General features: G+C 35.2%; 22 protein-coding genes. 21 read left to right on the forward strand and 1 reads right to left on the reverse strand.

Translation table 11 applies throughout. From position 1 onward, the window contains the following. Positions 1–169: 169 nt before the first annotated feature. From IGK96_RS04390 to IGK96_RS04415, 6 genes are all read left to right on the forward strand, one after another. On the forward strand, positions 170–2107 hold the full coding sequence (locus IGK96_RS04390; protein ID WP_240186056.1) for a BspA family leucine-rich repeat surface protein: 1938 nt from the start codon (positions 170–172) through the stop codon (positions 2105–2107). A 15-nt stretch (positions 2108–2122) separates the two neighbouring features. Then, positions 2123–2761 (forward strand): SpaA isopeptide-forming pilin-related protein, encoded by a 639-nt coding sequence (locus IGK96_RS04395; RefSeq protein WP_014862303.1) that lies wholly within the window; start codon positions 2123–2125, stop codon positions 2759–2761. A gap of 73 nt (positions 2762–2834) precedes the next feature. Beyond that, positions 2835–3401 (forward strand): WxL domain-containing protein, encoded by a 567-nt coding sequence (locus IGK96_RS04400; protein ID WP_014862302.1) that lies wholly within the window; start codon positions 2835–2837, stop codon positions 3399–3401. Positions 3402–3586: 185 nt separating this feature from the next. Then, positions 3587–3826 (forward strand): hypothetical protein, encoded by a 240-nt coding sequence (locus IGK96_RS04405; protein WP_240186057.1) that lies wholly within the window; start codon positions 3587–3589, stop codon positions 3824–3826. Positions 3827–3848: 22 nt separating this feature from the next. Continuing rightward, positions 3849–4055, forward strand: coding sequence for a hypothetical protein (locus tag IGK96_RS04410; RefSeq protein ID WP_113851221.1), 207 nt, complete (start codon positions 3849–3851; stop codon positions 4053–4055). Beyond that, positions 4052–5065: a DUF916 and DUF3324 domain-containing protein gene (locus IGK96_RS04415; RefSeq protein ID WP_104837108.1), complete on the forward strand. Its 1014-nt coding sequence runs from the start codon at positions 4052–4054 to the stop codon at positions 5063–5065. The genes IGK96_RS04410 and IGK96_RS04415 overlap by 4 nt, the downstream gene beginning before the upstream one ends. A gap of 216 nt (positions 5066–5281) precedes the next feature. Here the strand turns inward: IGK96_RS04415 and IGK96_RS04420 are convergent, their stop codons facing one another. Next, on the reverse strand, positions 5282–6613 hold the full coding sequence (locus IGK96_RS04420) for an IS1182 family transposase (protein WP_014862281.1): 1332 nt from the start codon (positions 6611–6613) through the stop codon (positions 5282–5284). A 388-nt stretch (positions 6614–7001) separates the two neighbouring features. On the opposite strand from IGK96_RS04420, the gene IGK96_RS04425 reads away from it, so the two are divergent. The 15 genes from IGK96_RS04425 to IGK96_RS04495 all read left to right on the forward strand — a co-directional run bounded on the left by IGK96_RS04425 (position 7002) and on the right by IGK96_RS04495 (position 22238). Further along, positions 7002–7781: a hypothetical protein gene (locus IGK96_RS04425; RefSeq protein WP_014862297.1), complete on the forward strand. Its 780-nt coding sequence runs from the start codon at positions 7002–7004 to the stop codon at positions 7779–7781. Positions 7782–7817: 36 nt separating this feature from the next. Then, entirely contained in the window at positions 7818–8762 is a 945-nt protein-coding gene (locus IGK96_RS04430; RefSeq protein ID WP_113851223.1) for an LCP family glycopolymer transferase, read from the forward strand. Positions 8763–8777: 15 nt separating this feature from the next. Further along, positions 8778–9557, forward strand: coding sequence for a YveK family protein (locus IGK96_RS04435; RefSeq protein ID WP_014862295.1), 780 nt, complete (start codon positions 8778–8780; stop codon positions 9555–9557). Between the two features lie 11 nt (positions 9558–9568). After that, a complete protein-coding gene (locus IGK96_RS04440; RefSeq protein ID WP_014862294.1) occupies positions 9569–10261 on the forward strand; it encodes a CpsD/CapB family tyrosine-protein kinase in 693 nt (230 codons plus the stop codon). Positions 10262–10280: 19 nt separating this feature from the next. After that, positions 10281–11042, forward strand: a complete 762-nt coding sequence (locus tag IGK96_RS04445; RefSeq protein ID WP_010709693.1) for a tyrosine-protein phosphatase — start codon at positions 10281–10283, stop codon at positions 11040–11042. Between the two features lie 12 nt (positions 11043–11054). Continuing rightward, a complete protein-coding gene (locus IGK96_RS04450; RefSeq protein ID WP_014862293.1) occupies positions 11055–12872 on the forward strand; it encodes a polysaccharide biosynthesis protein in 1818 nt (605 codons plus the stop codon). Positions 12873–12882: 10 nt separating this feature from the next. Continuing rightward, positions 12883–13515, forward strand: a complete 633-nt coding sequence (locus IGK96_RS04455) for an acetyltransferase (RefSeq protein ID WP_014862292.1) — start codon at positions 12883–12885, stop codon at positions 13513–13515. Position 13516: 1 nt separating this feature from the next. After that, positions 13517–14635: a DegT/DnrJ/EryC1/StrS family aminotransferase gene (locus IGK96_RS04460; protein ID WP_010709690.1), complete on the forward strand. Its 1119-nt coding sequence runs from the start codon at positions 13517–13519 to the stop codon at positions 14633–14635. Beyond that, entirely contained in the window at positions 14628–15245 is a 618-nt protein-coding gene (locus IGK96_RS04465; protein ID WP_010709689.1) for a sugar transferase, read from the forward strand. The genes IGK96_RS04460 and IGK96_RS04465 overlap by 8 nt, the downstream gene beginning before the upstream one ends. A 7-nt stretch (positions 15246–15252) precedes the next feature. Next, positions 15253–16467: a glycosyltransferase family 4 protein gene (locus tag IGK96_RS04470; protein ID WP_104837106.1), complete on the forward strand. Its 1215-nt coding sequence runs from the start codon at positions 15253–15255 to the stop codon at positions 16465–16467. A gap of 19 nt (positions 16468–16486) precedes the next feature. Next, entirely contained in the window at positions 16487–17509 is a 1023-nt protein-coding gene (locus IGK96_RS04475; protein ID WP_014862290.1) for a polysaccharide biosynthesis protein, read from the forward strand. Beyond that, positions 17506–18615: a capsular polysaccharide biosynthesis protein CapF gene (locus IGK96_RS04480; protein WP_014862289.1), complete on the forward strand. Its 1110-nt coding sequence runs from the start codon at positions 17506–17508 to the stop codon at positions 18613–18615. Before IGK96_RS04475 ends, IGK96_RS04480 begins: the two co-directional genes overlap by 4 nt. A 3-nt stretch (positions 18616–18618) precedes the next feature. Further along, a complete protein-coding gene (gene wecB, locus IGK96_RS04485) occupies positions 18619–19743 on the forward strand; it encodes a non-hydrolyzing UDP-N-acetylglucosamine 2-epimerase (protein ID WP_014862288.1) in 1125 nt (374 codons plus the stop codon). Beyond that, positions 19740–20882, forward strand: a complete 1143-nt coding sequence (locus IGK96_RS04490; RefSeq protein WP_014862287.1) for a glycosyltransferase — start codon at positions 19740–19742, stop codon at positions 20880–20882. The genes wecB and IGK96_RS04490 overlap by 4 nt, the downstream gene beginning before the upstream one ends. A 189-nt stretch (positions 20883–21071) precedes the next feature. Further along, on the forward strand, positions 21072–22238 hold the full coding sequence (locus IGK96_RS04495; protein ID WP_014862286.1) for a nucleotide sugar dehydrogenase: 1167 nt from the start codon (positions 21072–21074) through the stop codon (positions 22236–22238).

The following is a 22238-nucleotide window of genomic DNA, read 5'->3' on the forward strand; positions in this document are numbered from 1 at the left end:
TTTTACACAATTATACGGACTTTATCAAGAGGAAAGTATTGAAAATTAACTTATATTGTGAATAATATCTTTTGTAATTTTAATTTGTAAAACAAAAAAATTGTCGTTTGTGACATAGATAACTCAAGAAGTTTATTTTTTTTTAATATAAAAACACAAAGGAGGAAGTATGTTGAGAAAAACAATGTCTATAATAACAGTAATTTCTTTATTTAGTACAATGTTGTTGCCAATAACAGTAATGGCAGAAGAAGCTAAATCAGAGGAATTAAATAAAAAAGAAACTACAGTTTTACCTGAAAATAAAATAGATATGGAGATATCTGATGAAAAGCTGAAAAATAATGAGCAAATTCCTTCTGGAGAAATAAATATAACTGATAATTCAGATGGAATTTCTAAAACAGAGGTAACGGAACAAGAGCAAGAAGAAAATAACATTGTTAAGACTAGTCCTGAAAAAACGGAAATAAGTACTTTAGATTCAAGTACTTATGCAAATAGTGATGGATGGGAATACACAGATAAAGGAACATATTGTGTGATTACAGGTTATTCTGGTAACGAACAAGAATTAATTGTACCTAATGAAATTAATGGTAAGCCAACCAAAATAACTAACAAAACCTTCAAATCCTACTTTTTAGGCGGAGCACAACCAGAAAGTATTAAGATACTTTCTGGTCGTTTGGGAAAAGTGGGAGTCGAAGGGACTTCTCTTGAATATGCCATTAATGGTATTAAATCCTTAAAAAATCTTGATTTAAGTGGATTAGATACAAGTAACGTCACAAATATGTCTGGTATGTTGCAAGATAATAGTTTGACTAATCTAAATTTAAGTGGATTAGATACAAGTAATGTTACGAGAATGGACATGATGTTGCGAGGAAATAAGTTTAGTAGCATTGACGTAAGTAATCTAAATACAAGCAATGTTACAAATATGTATAGTATGTTTTCATCGAATCCTTTAATTAGTATTGATTTAAGTAATTTTGATACAAGAAATGTTACGGATTTAGGTGATATGTTTTATAATTGTCCCAATTTAACAAATTTGGATTTAAGTAACTTTGATACAAGTAACGTCACAAATATAGCTTTTATGTTTAAGGGTTGCTCAAGCTTAACAAATGTAAATTTAAGTAGTTTTAATACCAGTAAAGTAATATCATTGAGATCGCTGTTTGAAGGGTGTAGTAATTTAAGCAATTTAGATTTAAGTAATTTTGATACTAGTAATGTAATTAGACTGGATAATATGTTTGCGGGTTGTTTAAAATTAACAAAATTGGATTTACGAAACTTTAATTTAAAAAATCTCGATTTTAATAATACTACTGGTCTAAAAGCAGTTTTCAAAACAGTGGTGGATACTCCATTAACCATTATTGCTACAGATCCTTTTTTCTTTAGCTATCAATATGACGAGGATAAAAGAACTATGCCTCAAATCTTGTTCAATGCAAATGGAGGAATTTATGCTAATGGGAAAACACAGTTAAATTATTTTACAAGCTGTGCTATCCGGCCAGAAGAGACAAGCTTAGAAAAATTAGAGGAATTCAAACAAAACAATCTGCCAACAAAAACTGACTTTCTTTTCAATGGGTACACAACGACAACAGATACGTCACAAGCAACTAGTGTGTTGGATTTAATTGGTACAGTTTATGATGCACAATGGAAAAAAACAATTTCTTTAGAAGTACCTGCCACAATATCTTTTGGTACTCACAAATTAAGTAAGGGAACGAATTATTATTCAGTAGATACTGTAGAAGGAACTGACTTATCGGTGACAGATAATAGAGGAATAGGAAGTAAGTGGCAGTTGACGGCAAAACTACAAACTCCTTTCACAAATAATGGAAAGAGTCTTTCCAACAGTTTAGTTTACAAAACTTCTACAGGGGAAGAAACTATTACAGAAAATGCTGCACAAGTTATAGCAACGCATACTACAAGTACTGATTCAGAGAAAACAGTTGTTTCCGATAATTGGACGAATACTCAAGGGTTAATGCTAAAGCTTGAAGAAGGAAAAGCATATGTTGGAGACTACAGTGCTACAATTGAATGGACATTAAATGATACACCATAGAAAGGAATAGAAGCGATGAAAAAAATCTATCAATGGTTATTAATGGGGAGCTTAATGGTTTTGACTTTTTGTTTAGGCATTACTACTTATGCAGAATCTAAAACGAGTCAAGCTGGAATTACTTTTACTGGTGATGGTTCGATTGAAGTCTCTGTAACTTTGCAAAAAAAGGATAAAGAAACAAAAGAAGTATTATCAGGAGCGACGTTTGAACTACGAGATGAAAAAGGAACAGTAGTAGAAGTAGCTCAATCGATGACGACAGATGGAAAAGGAGAAATACACCTTACCCGATTGTTTCCAGGAAAATATACGTTTGTGGAAACAAAAAGCCCAAAGGGATATCAACTAGATCAAACCCCAATCTCATTTGAAGTGGGATTTGATCAAACTTCTGTAAAGGTTACAGCTTATAATGAAAAAAGTAAAAAAACAGGTGGCACAACGCAATCAACAGCGCCTGTAGAGAGTACGAACAAAAATCAAAGTACAAGCAGTAAAAAGCCTGTAGCTCAAAAACAAGAAGTCGCTAAGAAAGCAAAAGGAAACCTTCCGAAAACAGGAACCAAAATGTCATCTGTTTGGATAATTCTAGGTATCCTTATTTTGGCAAGTGCTATTTATGGGATGTATCGGAAATATATAACAAAGTAGCTAAACAAGTGGAATAAACAAATCTTAGATTTTGTTTATATAAATATTTTTTTTAGAAAGAAGGAGAAAATTTATGAAATCAATGAAATTAACTAGTGCATTAACAGTGGCTATGATTGCAGGAGGGATTGGATTCTCTTCAATTTCTGCAGATGCAGTAGCGCCACAACAAACTACAGGAAAAGTAACATTTACAGCAGGAGATTTAACGTTGGATAAAGTGCCAAGTTTTGATTTTGGTACACAACAAATTACCACACAAGATCAAGACTATGATGCACAAGCACAAAGTGAAGTTCAGGTGACAGATTTGCGTGGCTCATCAGCTGGATGGACACTAACAGTTACAGCTGGGAAGTTGAAAGCTGGAGTAAAAGAATTAACAGGGGCTCAAGTTAGTCTAGCTAGTGGAGCAGTAGCTAATTCAAGTAATGAAACAGTCACAGCTTCAGATACGACTTTGACACCAGAGCAGTCAGTGAAAGTGATGAATGCAGCAGCTGGAAACGGAAATGGAGTGACGACCGGGACTTGGCAAACAACAGGCGTGAAATTACACGTTCCAGGAACTTCAACGAAATCAGCAGAACAATATACTGCAGATTTAACTTGGACATTAACGGATGCGCCAGCACCGTAAAATAATAAAAGAAAAAGAGGGAAGCAAATCGCTTCCCTTTTTCCAAAGAAGAATGGGTGTATTTAACAGTGGGAAGAAAGTAAATGGAGTAAAGAGATATGTATGAAACATGATGTATAAATGATGAAAAAATTCTTCAGGACAAGAACAAAATTAAAGCAACACGAATAGAATTATTACGTTTGATGGCATTAGATGATGAATGGCATAGAGATGAAACCAGTGAATTATATAAGAAAATTATGGCGTGTAGTGAAGAATTACGACGATTAACTTCTGATAAGCGAAAAATTCGTAGAATGAGCCAAGAAGAATATATGCGTTTACGAGCATTGGGGTATACACTCCATGAGATTGCGGATTATTATGGTGTCTCTGTATCTTATTTAAATAAATGGCGTCAAAACAAAGGGATAATCGTATAACTAATGAAAGAAGGGATGAACTGTGAAAAAAAGATGGCAACAAGTACAATCAATTATGCTTTCCTATTTTGCAACAATTATAGGATTACCTGTAATCTATTCTTTGGATCAACAACTGCCTATTTTTAGTGGTTTTACAGATACCTGGTGGCAGACAATTGTTTATACATTTCCCATGATTTTAGGAATTGGGTTAATTAAAATGATTAGAAAGGATGAAAGAGTATGAAACAAATAGCAGTATACATAGGAGTAGGAATCGTTTCGCTACTCAGTTTAATAGGTTTTTCCCTTACGGGAGTAGCGACAGAAAATCAAGCAGATTTTTCAGTAAATGCAGAACAATCTGCGTATCAAGTGGATAAAAGTAAAACGTATTTTGATTTGTCGTTACCTGTGAATGAATCTGTCCCTTTGGTTATACATGTAACAAACAATTCGGAGGAAGTAATTGAAGTGGCAGGAGAATTGAGTCCAGCAACTACCAATATTAATGGTGTAGTAGAATATGGTAAGACTCAAAATCAACTTACTTCGAGTGTTCCTTTTGATATTACGAAAGTTGCTTCTTTTGAAAAAGAAAAGCAAACAATTGCCCCTAAACAAACGGTAGATTTTGTAGTAAATATTTCTGTTCCGACTAAAGATTATGCAGGGGTTGTGGCAGGAGGAATTACTCTTCGGGATGTTACAGAAGAAAAGACTTCAAGTGAAACAAAAGGGATGTTTAAAAATAAATTTGCCTATGCCATTGCATTACTTGTCCATGGAGATAAAACACCTGTAGAAAATGCCGTTACGTTAAAAGAAGTAACCCCTACACAGGTAAATAGTCGGAATGTAGTTAGTGCAGCAATTGAAAATAAAACTGCAAACTATATTAATAAAGTATCGATTGAAGCAAGTGTAACAGATGCCAGTGGAAAAGAAGTGTTGAGTGAAAAGAAAGAAGACATGCAAATAGCGCCTAGTAGTCTGTTTCAGTTTCCAATTTATTATGAAAAACAAGCGATGAAGGCAGGGAAGTATACGTTAACAATGACCGTAAGGTCAGAAAAGCAAGAATGGCAATTAAAAAAATCATTTACAATTACAGAAGAAAAAGCTACTGCATTGAATAAAACAGATGTTTCAAAGAAAGAAGAAAGTAGAAACGTTCAGTGGTTAGTACTTGGTTTAGTAGGAATTATTTTTTTACTGTTGATTATTCTTGTAGTTGTATTGAGAAAGAAACGATAAGTAATTTTTAATCATTTCGAGAATTTATTATACTTATGCTCGTTAAATCTTTGATTATTTTATAAATCCAGTCTGCAAATAAAAGAAAAAGCCTTCTAAGTGAAGGCTTTCAGACTGTAGACAAATACGTTCAACATTCAGAAAATAGAGTGTTGAGCGTATTTTTTTAACTTAGTATCAAAATCAAAGTAAAAAAATAAAGGCATTCGCCTTTTTCTAGCCCCACAGGGCTAATTTCTTTAAATTCATTACAGCAAAAATTAGCCTCGTATGCACTGCGACTTTTTCCAAAGTTCGGTATTTTGTCCAGCGCATCCCGTGCTTCTCTTTTGCATCAGCAAATACTCTTTCAATGGTTTCTTTACGTTTGCGGTATGTTTCTCGATTGAAGGAAGTATGACGAAGATGTTCTGCATTCTCTACCCCAGCTTGCCAGATATGACGAGTCACTACTTTTTGATGATTTTGACTTCTTGTGCACTGTTTCAATTGCGGACAATTCTGACAAATGTAAGATTTTGACTTATATTCACGGTATCCCTCTCGAGTAAGTATAGAAAAACGTAAGGGTTGATTTTCAGGGCACAGGTAACAATCGTAGTATTCGTCATAGACAAATTGATTTTTGGCTAGTAACGTTCGATCACCTCTAGGTCGTGTATATGGAAGAACAGGATGAAGATTTCTCCGTCGGAGAAATTCTATAAAAGTGGCAGTTTTATACCCAGCATCAGCAGCCACAGCATGTATCGCTGGAAATTTAGTACAGATAGAGGCAACTAAATCAGGAGCAATTTGACTATCATGACGGTTACCAGGCGTCACAATGACGTCTAAAATGAATCCGTGTTCATCACAACCAGTATGAGCAGAATAAGCAAATTGTTTTTCTCGTTCTCCTTTTACATAATATCCACTCTCCGGGTCTACTTTACTTACTTTTCGTTCTTTCATCTCACTTTCTGTTGGGAAAATAAAAGGTCGCTTTCCTGCCTTGATGCGTTCCTCGTTAATTTCTTTCTCTAATTCTGATTGATAGGCTTTTGCTTCAATATGCGTCATTTCTCTAGTAAAATGATGCTTATTTGCATTGGCTTTGATATGAGTAGAATCCATATAGAGAACATCTTCCGTAATCATCCGAGCCTTGACAGCTTGTTCCAGTATGTAGGCAAAGATATCTTCAAAGAGTGTGGTATCTCGAAAGCGGCGAACATAGTTTTTTCCAAAGGTAGAGAAATGCGGAATGGTTTCATTGAAATCGTAGCCTAAAAACCAACGATAAGCGACATTAGTGTCTATTTCTTTTATCGTTTGACGCATGGAACGGATACCAAAGAGATATTGAATGAAGACGATTTTTACTAAAACCACAGGATCAATACTTGGTCGACCTAAGGTCGAATAAGTTGATTCAACAATTGGATAAATGAAGGTAAAATCGATTGCTTTATCTACTTTTCGAATCAAGTGATCTTTTGGTACAAGATCTTCCAAGGAAATCATCATGTATTGATCTCTTCCATTCATTGGATGTTTTGACATCATTTTTTCCACGCTCCTTTAAAACGTTTTCATACATTAAGTATAAAAGAAAAAACTGTAGACGTCATCCCCTTTTTGGGGACTTTGTCTACAGTCTGAGAATTTACATAGTTAAAATCTGTAAAGTGTTATTTTTTTATTGTTCGTTTTAATCTTACCATAAACTTCTTTAATGAAAAAGAAGTTTATGGTAAGATTACATAGAGCCCTTTTAATGATTATATTTAAGAAAATTCTTTATTTAATTTGTTGATTCATTTATACTTGAGATGGATGATTGTCAATGGCCAAGTTAAAATGTAGGTTTTTGGCCATTTACAGGATGATTTTTATGTTATGAAAAAGCACTTATTTTTTTACTCATGTATAATAAATGATTAGGAGTGAATATATGGAGAAGCCGATTGTTAAAATATTCGCTGTTACTGCGGTAGGATTAGGCGCGGCGGTGATTTGTGGATTTGGCTATTACATAAATAACCAAAAACAGCATGAACAACGCATTGCATATGCTGAATCTGCCATCCTCGATCAAAAAGATACCTTAGCTTCTTTATCACAAGAAGCAGACAATTTATATAGCACAAAAGAGAAAGTTTTTCTGAAACCAGAAGCAACAAAGGACGAGACCTCTAGACTCTCCAGCAGATTATCTTCCGTCAAGTTGTCAGCAGACGACCACGGCATCGACCAATCAGAACTTCCACAAGAAGTTGCTGCTATCCAAACCACAAAAGAAACTGTATCGAACCAATTAAAAGATGCAGAAGCAAAACTAAACGTACAAGAATCTGTGAATCAACTTTTTACTGAAAAAATCTCTAATTGGCAACAAGCTGAAGATGATGTAATTATTAGAGAAAATATAACGGAAAAGGATATTGCCAACATACGTGAAAACTTGAACTTTTTCAAAGAAAACGCTTGGAAAACATCGATGATCCAGTATTTAGGATTTGCTGACGCACAAGTCGCACAGGTCAATGAATTAAATCAAGCATTTGATACTTTATTAAAAGACGGTCAAGTAACTGCTGAGGCTACTTATGATCAATATTTGACAGTGCTTAATCAAATCGAACAAGTCCAAAACGAAAAAATAAAAGAAAAATACACAGCGATGGCAGAAACAGTCGCTCAACAAATGGGCTACGGTACGGTGAGTTATTGATGAACAAGTACAAGAGTTTCGTTAACGGAGGGGAAAATGGCAAAGCAAACAAGAAAATCAAGAGGGAAAAAAATATTTTTGATTATTTTAGGAATCGTTGTTGTACTGGTTTTAGCAGTTGTTGGGGTGGGAACTAAACTGTATCTAGATCTCTCCCATTCAATCAAGGAAACCTATCAAACAGTGGAAAGAGCAGAGGGTCCTAGAACAACACCAGTTGATTTAGCAAAGCAAGAATCTTTTTCGGTTTTATTGATGGGGATAGATACAGGAGATTTAGGACGTGTAGACCAAGGCCGTTCTGACACGATGATGGTTGCTACAGTAAGTCCAGAAGATAAACAAACAACCATCGTCAGCATTCCTCGAGATACCTATGTCGAGATTGTTGGACATAATACAACAGATAAAATCAACCATGCCTATGCATTCGGCGGAGCAGCCATGGCGATGGATACTGTTCAAAATTACTTAGATATTCCAATCGATCATTATGTATCCATCAACATGAAGGGTTTAAAAGAATTGGTTGATGCTGTGGGCGGTATCGAAGTCAACAATGACATCACTTTTTCACAAGACGGTTATGATTTCACCATCGGAAAAACCACATTAGATGGCGATCAAGCATTAGCATATTCCCGGATGCGTTATGAAGATCCAAATGGGGACTATGGAAGGCAAGAACGTCAACGGAAAATCGTTGAAGGAATAGCGAGAAAAGTCTTGAGTCTAAATGGTGTCAGCAACTACCAATCCGTCTTAAATGCTTTAGAAACAAATATGAGAACTGATATGAGTTTTACTGATATTCGAAAAATCGCTTTCGATTGCCGCGATGCATTTGGCACGATCAAACAAGATCAAATGCAGGGAGAAGGATTTATGCAAGACGGCATCTCCTATCAAAGAGTAAGTGATCAAGAGCTTGAACGTGTACAAAAAGAATTGAAAGACCAATTAAATCTAGAGACTAAATAGGAAAGTGGAGAAAAAATGGAAGAGACAATCAGCTTAAAAGAAATTTTTGAAACATTGCGTAAACATTTGGTAACCATCCTTATTTCAATGTTTGCCGGTTTAGCAATCGCAGGAGTTGCAACATTCTTTATCTTAACACCTAAATACAGTTCACAAGCACAGCTGATCGTGACCTTGCCGCAGTCAGATACGACCAATGCAAATGATGTCAATATGAACTTGCAAATGATCAATACGTATAAAGATATGATCGTCAGCGACTTGGTTTTAAATGAAGTCAAAGACCGATTGGAAACGGAAGACAACGTGAAAATGACGGCTGGAGAAATAAAAGAATCTATTTCAGTTAATCAGTCTCAAAATTCACAGATGTTCTCGATCCAGGCAACAGATACGAATGCAGTAACGGCACAAAAAGTCGCCAATATGACAGCACAAGTCTTTCAAGAAAATGCTAAAGATGTGATGAATGTTGATAAGATCTCAATTATTTCAGCAGCTGTTGCGAATACGACACCTGTTTCTCCAAATAACAAATTGAACTTAGTCATTGGTTTGATATTAGGTTTAATGGTCGGTATCGGGATTGCGTTCTTGATGGAATTGCTTGACCGAACAGTGAAGGATAAAAAATTCGTAACTGAAACATTAGGCTTCCAGGTTTTAGGAACAGTTCCTGAAATGTCAGCGAAAGAATTAAATGCTGGTATTCGCAAAAAAGGACCCGCTCCTGTACATCATGGAACAGTAAATGAAAAAAACGGCCCTTCACGCAGAAACCGCTCAAGAGTCTAGGAGGAAGAAAAATGGCACACAAACAAAAAACACCACAAACACAAGCAGTCAGCTTGATTACATTGACAAACCCTTCTTCACCGGTAGCTGAACAATACCGCATGATCCGAACGAATATCCAATTTGCTTCACCAGGTGGTCAGCAAATCAAAACGATCGTTGTTACTTCTTCTGGACCAGGAGAAGGAAAATCAACAACTGCAGCGAATATGGCTGTTGTATTTGCAAAATCTGGCCAACGCGTTTTATTAGTAGATGCCGATTTGCGGAAACCAGTTTTATATAAAACGTTTAAATTGACCAATATCAGCGGGTTAAGCACGATCCTCAGCACGGCAGGGAATATTGCAGATGAAGTACAGAAAACACCAATTGAGAATCTGTCTGTTTTGCCTAGTGGTCCTAAACCACCAAACCCATCAGAATTGCTGAATTCCCCAAGAATGGATCAGCTTTTAGCAGAAGCAAAAGATCTTTATGATGTCATTATTTTTGACATGCCGCCAGTCGTTGCAGTCACAGATGCCCAAATCATGTCTTCAAAAACAGACGGTACGTTATTAGTTGTACGCGAAAACACGTCACGCAAAGAGTCATTGACAAAAGCAAAAGAACTGTTAGACATGGCTCAAGCAAAAGTCCTCGGCGTTGTGTATAACGGAGCAGAACACAGCAAAGATGCAGTCTATTATTACGGAGATTAACTTATAGGAGACGAGAGAAATGATTGATTTACATTGTCATATTTTACCAGGGATCGATGACGGTGCAGAAACACTAGAAGCAAGTATTGCCATGGCGGAAAAAGCAATTAGCCAGGGCATCACACATATTCTGTGTACGCCCCATCACAACAATGGAAAGTATCGAAATGAAAAGTCGGAAGTGATTTCTCTGGTCTCTTTTGTGCAATCTGAATTTGACAAACGACAGTTGCCAATAACGTTATTGGAAGGACAAGAAATAAGAATCACCGGTGATTTGATTGAAGACATCCGTCGAGATGAAATCTTATTTACAGACCTAGATGATACCTATTTATTGATTGAATTTCCGACACTGGAAGTGCCGTTATATGCAGAACGGCTTTTTTTTGAATTGCTGCAAATGGGAAAGAGACCCGTCATTGTTCATCCAGAACGCAATGCACACTTCAGAAAAAATCCCAATCATTTAGTGCCCTTCCTCGATATGGGATGCCTTGCTCAATTGACTGCACCCAGTTACATGGGTGTGTTTGGTAAAGATATCCAAAAAACAGCCAAAACAATGGTCAAACATAATCTGGTCCAAATGACTGCGTCAGATGCCCATGGTATATCTAAACGAACCTTTTATCTCAAAGAATGCTATGAGCAGATAGCCAAGGATTTTGGACAGGAAAAAGTAGCGCAGATGAAACAAGTAGCAAAGGATTTAATCAATGGAGATGAGGTTGTTTATCCAGAATATACAGAAGTGAAGAAGAAGTTTGGGTTATTTTAGGGGGAATATAGGGTGTTTGTATTAACAAGGAGAAGAAAGATCATTACCTTGATTTTAGTGGATAGTTTATTATTGATTGCCGCCAATATAGAAGCTGTAGAGTTCATGAAACCATTTGTCGGTATACCAAGAAATCTTGTTTTTGTTTCGGCAGGTTTATCTGTGGGTTTCTACTTGTTTTATGGCAGTTTATTCAAAGTATTTACTAGGATTAACCGCTATACAAATTTAAGAGAGATGATTGTGATTTTCGGCTCGCTAACCGCAAGTGCAGGTTCAAGTATTATTGTTTTATCTTTTTTCAATGAACGTTATAGTCTACGCTTAGTGACATTCATTTATCTTCTCTCATTATTGTTGATCATAGGCAGTCGTTTGGTCTGGCGGATTTATGTCGAAAGAAAAAACAGAAGCTATTCATCCGTTGAATCAGCTAAAAATACAATCATTGTTGGTGCTGGTGAAGGCGGCCGTATTTTATATAACAGTTTTATAGGGTCTAAAACTGCTCAAAGTATTCGTATAGTGGGGTTTGTCGATGATGATCCTAACAAACAAAATATCTATCTTTCAGGTAAAAAAGTATTAGGGATGCTAAAAGATTTGCCTGAATTAATTCAAAAATATGATGTCGAAATGGTCACTATCGCTATTCCTTCCTTATCACGAGAAAAATTACGTGAACTATTTGAATTAGTTGAATCTTCTCATGTCAAAGTCAGCACGATGCCTTCCATGGAAGAACTTGCTTCGGGAAAAACTAGCGTGTCTAAGTTGAAAAAAATCGATGTAGTCGATTTGTTAGGAAGAGACGAAGTAGAACTGGATATTGAATCGATCCAAGACCAAATCACAGAAAAAGTGATTCTTGTCACAGGTGCGGGCGGTTCGATTGGTTCAGAAATCTGTCGCCAAATCATTCAATTTTGTCCTGCGAAGTTATTGTTGCTAGGTCATGGAGAAAATTCGATTTATCTCATTGATCGTGAATTGCGTATAAATGATAAAAAGAAACGTACAGAAATTGTACCGATTATTGCGGATATCCAAGATCGAAAGAAAATCCATGAGATCATGGCGCAGCATCAGCCAGATATCGTCTATCATGCAGCAGCTCACAAGCATGTTCCATTGATGGAATGCAATCCAAAAGAAGCAGTCAAAAACAATATTTTTGGAACAAAAAATGTGGCAGAAGCAGCGAAAGTAGCCAAGGTCAAGAATTTCGTCATGGTATCGACAGATAAAGCTAACAATCCGCCAAATGTCATGGGCTCAACCAAACGAATCGCTGAAATGATCGTGACAGGATTGAATGAAGAAGGATGCACGAAGTTTTCAGCAGTGCGTTTCGGGAATGTACTGGGTTCTCGAGGCAGTGTGATCCCAGTCTTTCGTGAACAAATTGCAAAAGGCGGACCAGTGACGATCACTGATTTCCGCATGAGCCGCTATTTCATGACGATTCCTGAAGCAAGCCGATTAGTGATTCAATCAGGAGCGTTAGCAAAAGGTGGCGAAATCTTTGTTTTAGATATGAGTGAACCAGTGAAAATCGTTGATCTGGCAAAAAATATGATTCGTTTGAGCGGCTATAGTGAAGATGAAATCGAAATTGTTGAAACAGGGATTCGCCCAGGTGAAAAATTATATGAAGAATTGTTATTGGATAAAGAAAGAAATGATGAAGTAGTTTACGAAAAAATCTTTGTCGGGAACATCAAAGGGTATTCGATGAAGACCGTAATGGAATTTGTTGATAGCTTGCCGCAAGATGACAAGCAGTTAGCCAAAGATATTGTCGCTTTTGCGAATGCTTCGAATAAGTAGGGGGAGTTACGTGAAAACAATTATTGTAGGCGCAGGTGGATTTGGTAAAGAGATTGCTTTTTTACTGCAAAGTTTCCCTGAATATGAACTGATTGGTTTCGTTGATGATGAATCAAACATACACGGTGATAAAGTAGTAGGCAAACCTGTTTTAGGAAATATAAAATCTCTAATGAATATAGACAAGAAAACTGCTGTCTTTATGGGGATTGCTTCTCCCCGTATAAAAGAGAAAATATATCAAACGTTAAAAGGAAACACTAATTTGATTTTCCCAAATTTGATTGCGCCTAGTGCATTAATAGGAATAAATATCCATTTAGGTATTGGGAATATCTTGATGCCGTATACGTCCTATACAGCCGATATTGTTCTAGGAAATTTTAATATGATCAATATCAGTTCTACTATTGGTCATGATGCAAAAATAGGTGATTATAATTCTATTTTTCCTAGTGTAAACCTTTCCGGGAAAGTTACTTTAGGCGATAAAAATCAAATAGGTGTCGGAACTAAAATTATACAAAATATAGCTATTGGTAATGGAAATATTATAGGTGCAGGAAGTGTAGTGATTAGAGATATCGAAAATCATACTAAAAATGTTGGTGTACCTGCTAGAATCATAGAAAGATGGGATTAAATTGGATAAAAAAAGAATATTATTAGCTTCTCCTCATATGAGTGAAGAAGGTTATGAACAAGCGTATGTAAAAGAAGCGTTTGATACAAATTGGGTGGCTCCTTTAGGCATGAATGTCAATGGTTTTGAAGAGGAATTAGCAGAATATGTTGGAACTGGACATGCTGCGGCACTTTCTTCAGGTACTGCCGCTATACATTTAGCATTAAAAGCAGCAGGGGTCGGTAAAGATGATATAGTGATTTGCCAATCCCTAACTTTCTCTGCCACAGTGAATCCAGTTATTTATCAGAATGCTGTACCAGTATTCGTAGATAGTGATTATGAGACTTGGAATATGAGTCCAAGTCATTTAAGAGAGGCTTTAGAAAAATATCCTCAGGCAAAAGCTGTTTTAGTGGTGCATTTGTATGGTTTATCAGCTAATTTAGATGAAATAACGCAAATATGTGATGAGTATGGTGTGACCTTGATAGAAGATGCTGCCGAATCTTTAGGGACTACGTATAAAGGAAAATTTACTGGTACATTTGGTGAATATGGAATCTTTTCTTTTAATGGAAACAAAATAATCACTACATCAGGTGGAGGAATGTTAGTTTCTGAAAGCAAAGAGAAGATAGATAAAGTAAAATTTTGGGCTACTCAATCCCGTGAGAATGCACGTCACTATCAGCATAATGAGATTGGTTACAATTATCGTATGAGCAATATCGTTGCTGGTATTGGTCGTGGACAACTCAAAGTTTTGAAAGATAGAATTGAAAAGAAACGCTATATTTACGATTTTTATAAAAAAGAACTATCAAATCTGTCAAATATCCAATTTATGCCAGAAAATAGTTGGAATGAGCCTAATTATTGGTTGAGTGTAATAACAGTTAATGGGCTTGATTCTACTTTCCTTATTGATGAATTGGACAAAGACAATATAGAGGCGCGTCCAGTATGGAAACCAATGCATCTGCAGCCCGTTTTCAAACAATATGATTATATTGGTGATAATGTTGCAGAGACTTTATTTGAATCAGGTGTTTGTTTGCCTTCAGACACAAAAATGTCAGATGAAGATTTAAATCGCGTAGTAACTACCATTAAAAGAGTGATCAATCATGCGTAAAAAAACGTTTTATCAACTTATTGGAAAAAGAGCACTAGATATTTTATTATCAGGAATTGCTCTTATCATTTTATCTCCGATTATTTTGATTGTCGCAATATTAGTAAAAACTAAGCTTGGTTCTCCTGTTATTTTTAAACAAGAGCGTCCAGGTAAAAATGAAAAAATTTTTTCTATGTATAAATTTCGAACAATGGCTGATGAAAGAGATCAGAACGGAAATTATTTACCAGATGATGTTCGCTTAACAAAGTTCGGTAAAATGCTTAGAGCAACCAGTTTAGATGAACTACCTGAACTATGGAATATTTTAAAAGGGGATATGTCGATCGTTGGGCCTCGTCCATTATTAGTGGAATATCTGCCTCTCTATAATGAAAAACAGAAGAAAAGACACAACGTGAGACCTGGTTTAACTGGATTAGCCCAAGTTAACGGAAGAAATGCAATTAGTTGGGAAGAAAAATTTGATTTGGATCTCCAGTATGTGAAGAAAATCAGCTTTTTTGGTGATATAGCGATTATAGTTAAAACTTGCGCAAAAGTAATTATGAAAGAGAATATCGATGCAATCACCAACAGTACACCAGAAAAATTTAAAGGGAGTTAAATGCATTATGTCATTGAACGTTCTATTTCTTACTCTTTTAGATTTCGAAATTTTGGAGGAAAGTAATATTTATACTGATTTACTCTCTGAATTTATAAAAAACAAACACAATGTTTCAATCATATCTCCAGTTGAAAGAAAAAAAAATACAAAAACTCATTTAATCGAAATCAATGATAAATGTAAAATTTTAAAATTAAAAATAGGAAATATCCAAAAAACTAATTTGTTAGAAAAAGGTATTTCTACAATACAGATAGAACAACAATTTATAAACGGAATCAAGCATTATTTTTCAGATATAAAGTTTGATTTAGTGGTTTACTCTACCCCTCCGGTGACTTTTGCTAAAGTGGTTGATTTTATAAAGAAAAGAGACAACTGCAAAAGCTATCTTTTGTTGAAAGATATATTTCCACAAAATGCAGTTGATCTGGGCAAAATCTCGAAAAAAAGTTTGATTTATAAATATTTTAGAAAAAAGGAAGTTTCGTTATACGAAGTATCTGACTATATAGGAACAATGTCAGAAAAAAATTCTCAATATATACTCCACCATAATGAATTTGATAGAAGAAAAATTGTGGAAATAAATCCTAATTCTATTAGAATCAAAAACGATAAGGTAGACTGTCAACTCCTCAAAAAGGAAATAGGCAGTGAATATGGTATTCCAGAAGATAAAGTGGTAATGCTGTATGGCGGCAATTTAGGAAAGCCCCAAGGAGTTGATTTTCTTTTAGAAATAATAAAAAGTCTAGAAGAAAGAAAAGATTTTTTCTTATTAATAGTTGGTTCTGGAACAGAATATGAGCGAATAAAAAAATATTTAAGTTCTAATGATATAAAAAATACATTATTAATTAATGGATTACCTAAAAATGAGTATAAAAAAGTGGAATCTATTGCAGATATAGGTTTAGTATTTTTAGACAAAAGATTCACTATCCCAAATATTCCTTCTAGAATACTAGGATATATGGAGTCAAGAAAACCTATTTTAGCAGCGGTAGACAGATCTACAGATTTGAAAGAAATGATAGTGGAGGGGCAGTTTGGATATTGTTCAGAACACGGAGATTTAAGAAAATTTGTAGGTAATATGGAAAAACTGAAAGATAAGAATACCAGAAATATCTTAGGGGAAAATGCATTTATTTATTTGAAAAATAATTTTGATGTAGAAAAAAGCTATACTACAATCATGAAGCATTTTAAATGATAAAAAGGGAGAACAAAGCATGTTCAAAGATAAAATATTATTAATCACTGGCGGAACTGGCTCTTTTGGTAACGCAGTAATGAAACGATTTTTAGATTCTGATATTAAAGAAATCCGCATTTTTTCACGGGATGAGAAAAAACAAGACGACATGCGGAAAAAATACAATAACGATAAATTGAAATTTTACATTGGTGATGTTCGTGATATTAATAGCGTGAAAAATGCGATGTATGGGGTTGATTATGTGTTTCATGCTGCTGCACTTAAACAAGTACCTTCTTGTGAATTTTTCCCTATGGAGGCTGTAAAAACAAATATTGTAGGAACCGACAACGTGCTGACAGCTGCCATCGAAATGGATATTCAAAAAGTGATTTGCTTATCAACAGATAAAGCAGCTTATCCTATCAATGCAATGGGGATTTCTAAAGCGATGATGGAAAAAGTGTTTGTTGCAAAAGCAAAAACTGTTTCGGAAGAACGCACGACGATATGCGGGACTCGTTACGGAAATGTAATGGCTTCTCGCGGATCAGTCATCCCGCTTTTTATTGACCAAATCAAAGCGAATAAACCTTTAACTGTGACAGATCCTGAGATGACACGTTTCTTGATGAGTTTAGAAGAAGCTGTAGAATTAGTTATTTTTGCCTTTAAGAATGCAAAAGCCGGAGATATCATGGTACAAAAATCACCTGCTTCGACAGTTGGGGATTTAGCCCAAGCAGTGAAAGAACTATTTCAGGCAGAAAATGAAATTCATGTAATTGGGACACGTCATGGAGAAAAGCAGTATGAAACGTTATTAACGAAAGAAGAATATTTAGTAGCCCAAGATATGGGTGACTTTTATCGCGTTCCGGCAGACACACGTGATCTTAATTATGATAAATATTTTGTGGAAGGCAGTAAGGAATTAACACAAGAAGGAGAATACAATTCAGACAATACGCAACGCTTATCTATTGAGCAAATCAAGGAAAGACTTCTTGAATTAGATTACGTTAAAAAAGAATTGAAAGAGTGGCAAAACAAATGAATATCTTAGTGACTGGAGCAAACGGCTTTGTTGGGAAAAATCTGATTGCTGAATTAAAAAATGAAGGCTACACAAATATTTTCAGTTTTGACATAGATACACCAAAGGATTTATTAGATGAATATTGCAAAAAAGCAGATTTTGTTTTTCATTTAGCTGGTGTCAATCGACCAAAAAATGAGGTAGAATTTATGGAGGGGAATTTTGGTTTCACTTCAGAATTGCTTTCAAAATTAAAAGAGCATCAAAATACTTGTCCTGTGATGATTTCTTCTTCTATCCAAGCAGCACTCGAAAATTCCTATGGAAAAAGTAAAAAAGCTGGTGAAGAACTCTTGAAATCCTATCAAGAGGAAACCGGAGCACCTGTTTATATTTATCGTTTTGCAAATTTATACGGAAAATGGTCACGACCAAATTACAATACGGTAGTAGCAACATTCTGTTATAAAATCGCAAGAAATGAAGAAGTCACAGTCAATGATCCAAATGCGGCCGTTGAACTTTGTTATATCGATGATGTAGTAAAAGAATTACTTCATTGTCTGAATGGTAAACCTTATATGGAAAATGGCTATTGTGCAGTTCGAGAAACAGATGAAGTGACGATTGGTGAGCTAAAAGAACTGATTACTTCATTTAAAAACAGCCGAACAGATTTGAGTGTGCCAAACCTTGCCAGAAGAGTAGAAAAAAATCTGTACAGCACATATTTGAGTTTTCTGCCAGAAAATGATTTTTCTTATTTTCTAAAAATGAATATAGATAATCGTGGATCGTTTACTGAATTTTTACGAACAAAAGATCGCGGACAAGTATCCATCAATATCTCAAAACCAGGAATCACCAAAGGAAATCACTGGCATAACACAAAAAACGAGAAATTTTTAGTTGTAAGCGGGCAAGGTGTTATCCGTTTTAGAAAAATCGATTCAAGTGAAGTAATTGAGTATTTTGTTTCTGGAGAAAAGTTGGAAGTAGTAGATATTCCAGTGGGATATACGCACAATATTGAAAATCTAGGAACAACAGACATGGTAACTGTGATGTGGGTCAATGAGCCATTTGATCCAGAACATCCAGATACTTATTATGTGGAGGTTTAATCAATGAAAAATTTAAAAGTGATGACAGTGGTAGGCACGCGCCCAGAAATCATTCGTTTATCTGCTGTAATCAATCGTTTAGAAAGTTCAGAAGCTATTGACCATGTATTGGTACATACGGGACAAAACTATGACTATGAGCTAAATGAAGTGTTTTTTGAAGATTTCAAGTTGAAGAAACCAGACTATTTTTTAAATGCAGCAACAGGTACAGCAATCGAGACCGTTGGGAATATCTTAATCAAGATTGATCCTATCTTGGAAGAAGTAAAGCCAGATGCCTTTTTAGTATTAGGTGATACCAATAGTTGTTTATGTGCGATTGCAGCAAAACGTCGTCATATCCCTATTTTTCACATGGAAGCCGGTAACCGTTGTTTTGATCAGCGTGTCCCAGAAGAAACGAATCGTAAAATCGTCGACCACACAGCTGATATCAATTTGACATACAGCGACATTGCACGAGAATATCTTTTGCGCGAAGGATTACCTGCAGATCGTGTCATCAAAACAGGCAGCCCAATGTTTGAAGTATTGAATTCAAGAAAAGAAGACATCCAACAGTCAGATATCCTTGAACGATTAGAGTTAAAAGAAGGGCATTATTTTGTGGTCTCCGCACATCGTGAAGAAAATATCAGTTCAGAAAGCAATTTCTCAAATCTAGTAGATAGTTTAAATGCAATTGCTGAAACCTATCAACTACCAATTATCGTGAGCACGCATCCGCGTACGATGAAAATGATCGAATCAAAAGGAATCAAGTTCCACGAGTTGATCCAAACGATGAAACCTATGGGATTTAATGATTACAATAAACTGCAGATCCATGCAAAAGCGGTACTAAGTGATAGCGGGACAATCAGTGAAGAATCCTCTATCTTGAATTTCAAGGCACTAAATATCAGACAAGCGCATGAACGTCCAGAAGCAATGGAAGAAGCCAGTGTGATGATGGTTGGACTAGAAAAAGAGCGGATAATGCAAGGACTAGAAGTATTGGGAACACAAGAAAAAGATACTTTGCGCCATGTGGCAGACTACTCTATGCCAAATGTTTCGGAAAAAGTTTTGCGCATTATCCTATCTTATACCGACTATGTGAATCGGGTGGTGTGGGGTGAGTGAAGAAAAAAATATTAATAGTTGCTGAAGGATATTTTCCTGCACAAAAATATGGTGGGCCACCGGTCAGTATACTAAACTTTTGTGAGCTATTAAAAGATAAATATACTTTCCATATTGTTACGCGTGATCATGACCTTAATGAAAATGAACGGTTGCAGGGCATTAATGAGGGATGGAATATAAGGCCAGAAGCGAAAGTTCTCTATGTAAATAGAGAAAAAAGTTTTTCTAAACTTATGGGTAGTGTAATCAAGGAAATAAAACCTGATTTAATATATATAAATAGTTTTTTTGATTATAAATTAATAGGCTCAGTTTTTTATACCAACTTTACTATACCGTTACTAATTGCGCCTAGGGGACAGTTGCTAGACGGAGCTAGAAGTAATAAAAGTATGAAAAAAAATGTTTATATAAATGTTTTTAAATTAGGAAATATATTCCATAAAAATATTTATTTTCAATCGACAAGCAATGAAGAGGATAACGTTTTAAAAAATCTGTTTCCATCAAACGATACAATATTATTTACCAATATCCCTAGTCCAAGCAAAGTGAATAACAAGAAGAATAAACACGAAAAAAAATTAAATTTGGTCTTTTTATCTCGAATCGTTCCCAAAAAAAATTTAGATTATGTAATTGAAATTTTAAATACACTTGAAGAAAATGTATATTTGGATATTTTTGGTCCTATAGAAGATAAAAATTATTGGGAGATTTGTCAAAAAAAAATAGCAGCTTTGCCTGCTAATATAGAGGTTAATTATAAAGGAAATATAAGTCATGAGGATGTTGATGGAGTATTTAGGAAGTATGATGCTTTCTTATTTCCTACTAAAAGTGAAAATTACGGACACGTTATTTCGGAGTCTTTGTCAAATGGATGCCCAGTTATTCTTAGTGATAAAACCCCGTGGAATGATATAGAAGATGGTCAAGAAGGCTACATTTGTTCTTTGGAAAATATTGAAGGATTTAGAAAAGCAATCAAAGCCTTATATAATATGTCTAATGAAGAATATCAAGTAATGCAAAATAACATCAAAGCGTTTATGAAATCCAGAATTGATTTCTCAATTTTAAGAGATGATATTTCTTTGAAACTCGAAAAGATAATGAATAACGGCAAGAAGTAATTTTATACGTCTGTAGATATAGCTAAAAAATTGATAAGTAAAAAACAGCTGTGATATGTGTTTATCTAATCTATTATTTGTTTGAAAGCAGTATGCAAAGCATCGTCAATATTTCAAGTTTCTTTTTTTGTTTATAGTATGTACTGGACAAGTGAATAATAAATAACGTTATGGAGAGTATACTTAATTATGAATATTTCAGTATTCGGCCTCGGCTACGTCGGTTTAGCGAACGCTTTGCTGCTTAGCCAGCATGAAAATGTTAAAGCATATGATATTGTCGAAAAAAAAATCGATATGCTACAAAATAAGAAGTCACCTCTAGAAGATAAAGAAATCCATGAATTTCTTGAACGAGATGATTTGAATGTAGCATTCACTAAAGATTTTGAAGAGGCAGTTTTATTTGGAGATTACTTGATTGTCGCGACACCAACGGATTACGATGAAAAGAAAAATTACTTTAATACTGCTACAGTTGAAGATGTTATTGAAAAAGCATTAGCTATTCGTCCTGATGCGACATTCATTATAAAATCTACTGTACCAGTGGGGTATACGGCAGACGTAAAAGAAAAATTTAAAACAGAAAATATCATTTTCTCTCCAGAATTTCTGCGTGAAGGAAGAGCTCTATATGATAATCTCCATCCTTCTAGAATCGTAGTAGGGGAATGTTCTGATCGCGGACAAGAAATTGCGGATATGTTTAAGCGAAATGCCTTAGATCAAGAGGTATCAGTTTTATTGACTCATGCTACTGAAGCAGAAGCAATCAAATTGTTTTCAAATACCTACCTTGCGTTACGTGTGGCCTACTTCAATGAGTTGGATACTTACGCTGAATCTCGAGGTTTAAATACAAAACAAATTATTGAAGGAGTAGGTTTAGATCCACGAATTGGTTCGCATTATAATAATCCTTCTTTTGGTTACGGGGGATATTGTTTACCTAAAGACACGAAGCAGCTAAGAGCCAATTATGAGGAAGTTCCAAGCAACATCATAGGCGCTATTGTGGAAGCAAATACAACAAGAAAAGATTTCATTGCAGAACAAATTTTAGCTAAAAAGCCGGAAACAGTCGGTATTTATCGTTTAACAATGAAAGCAAATTCTGATAACTTTCGATATTCCTCTATTCAAGGGATCATGAAAAGAATCAAGGCAAAAGGGATTGAAGTGGTGGTTTATGAGCCAACACTGGATGCCGAAGAGTTCTTTCATTCACGAGTAATCAAAGATTTTGAAGAATTCAAAAAAATGGCAGATGTGATTGTTTCGAACCGTATGGAAAGTCATCTGGCTGATGTTCAAGAAAAAGTTTATACGAGAGATATTTTTAGACGGGATTAA

Origin of the sequence: Enterococcus sp. DIV0682, from assembly GCF_051712685.1 — a bacterium.
In the GTDB taxonomy this organism is placed as follows: Bacteria; Bacillota; Bacilli; order Lactobacillales; family Enterococcaceae; genus Enterococcus; species Enterococcus faecalis.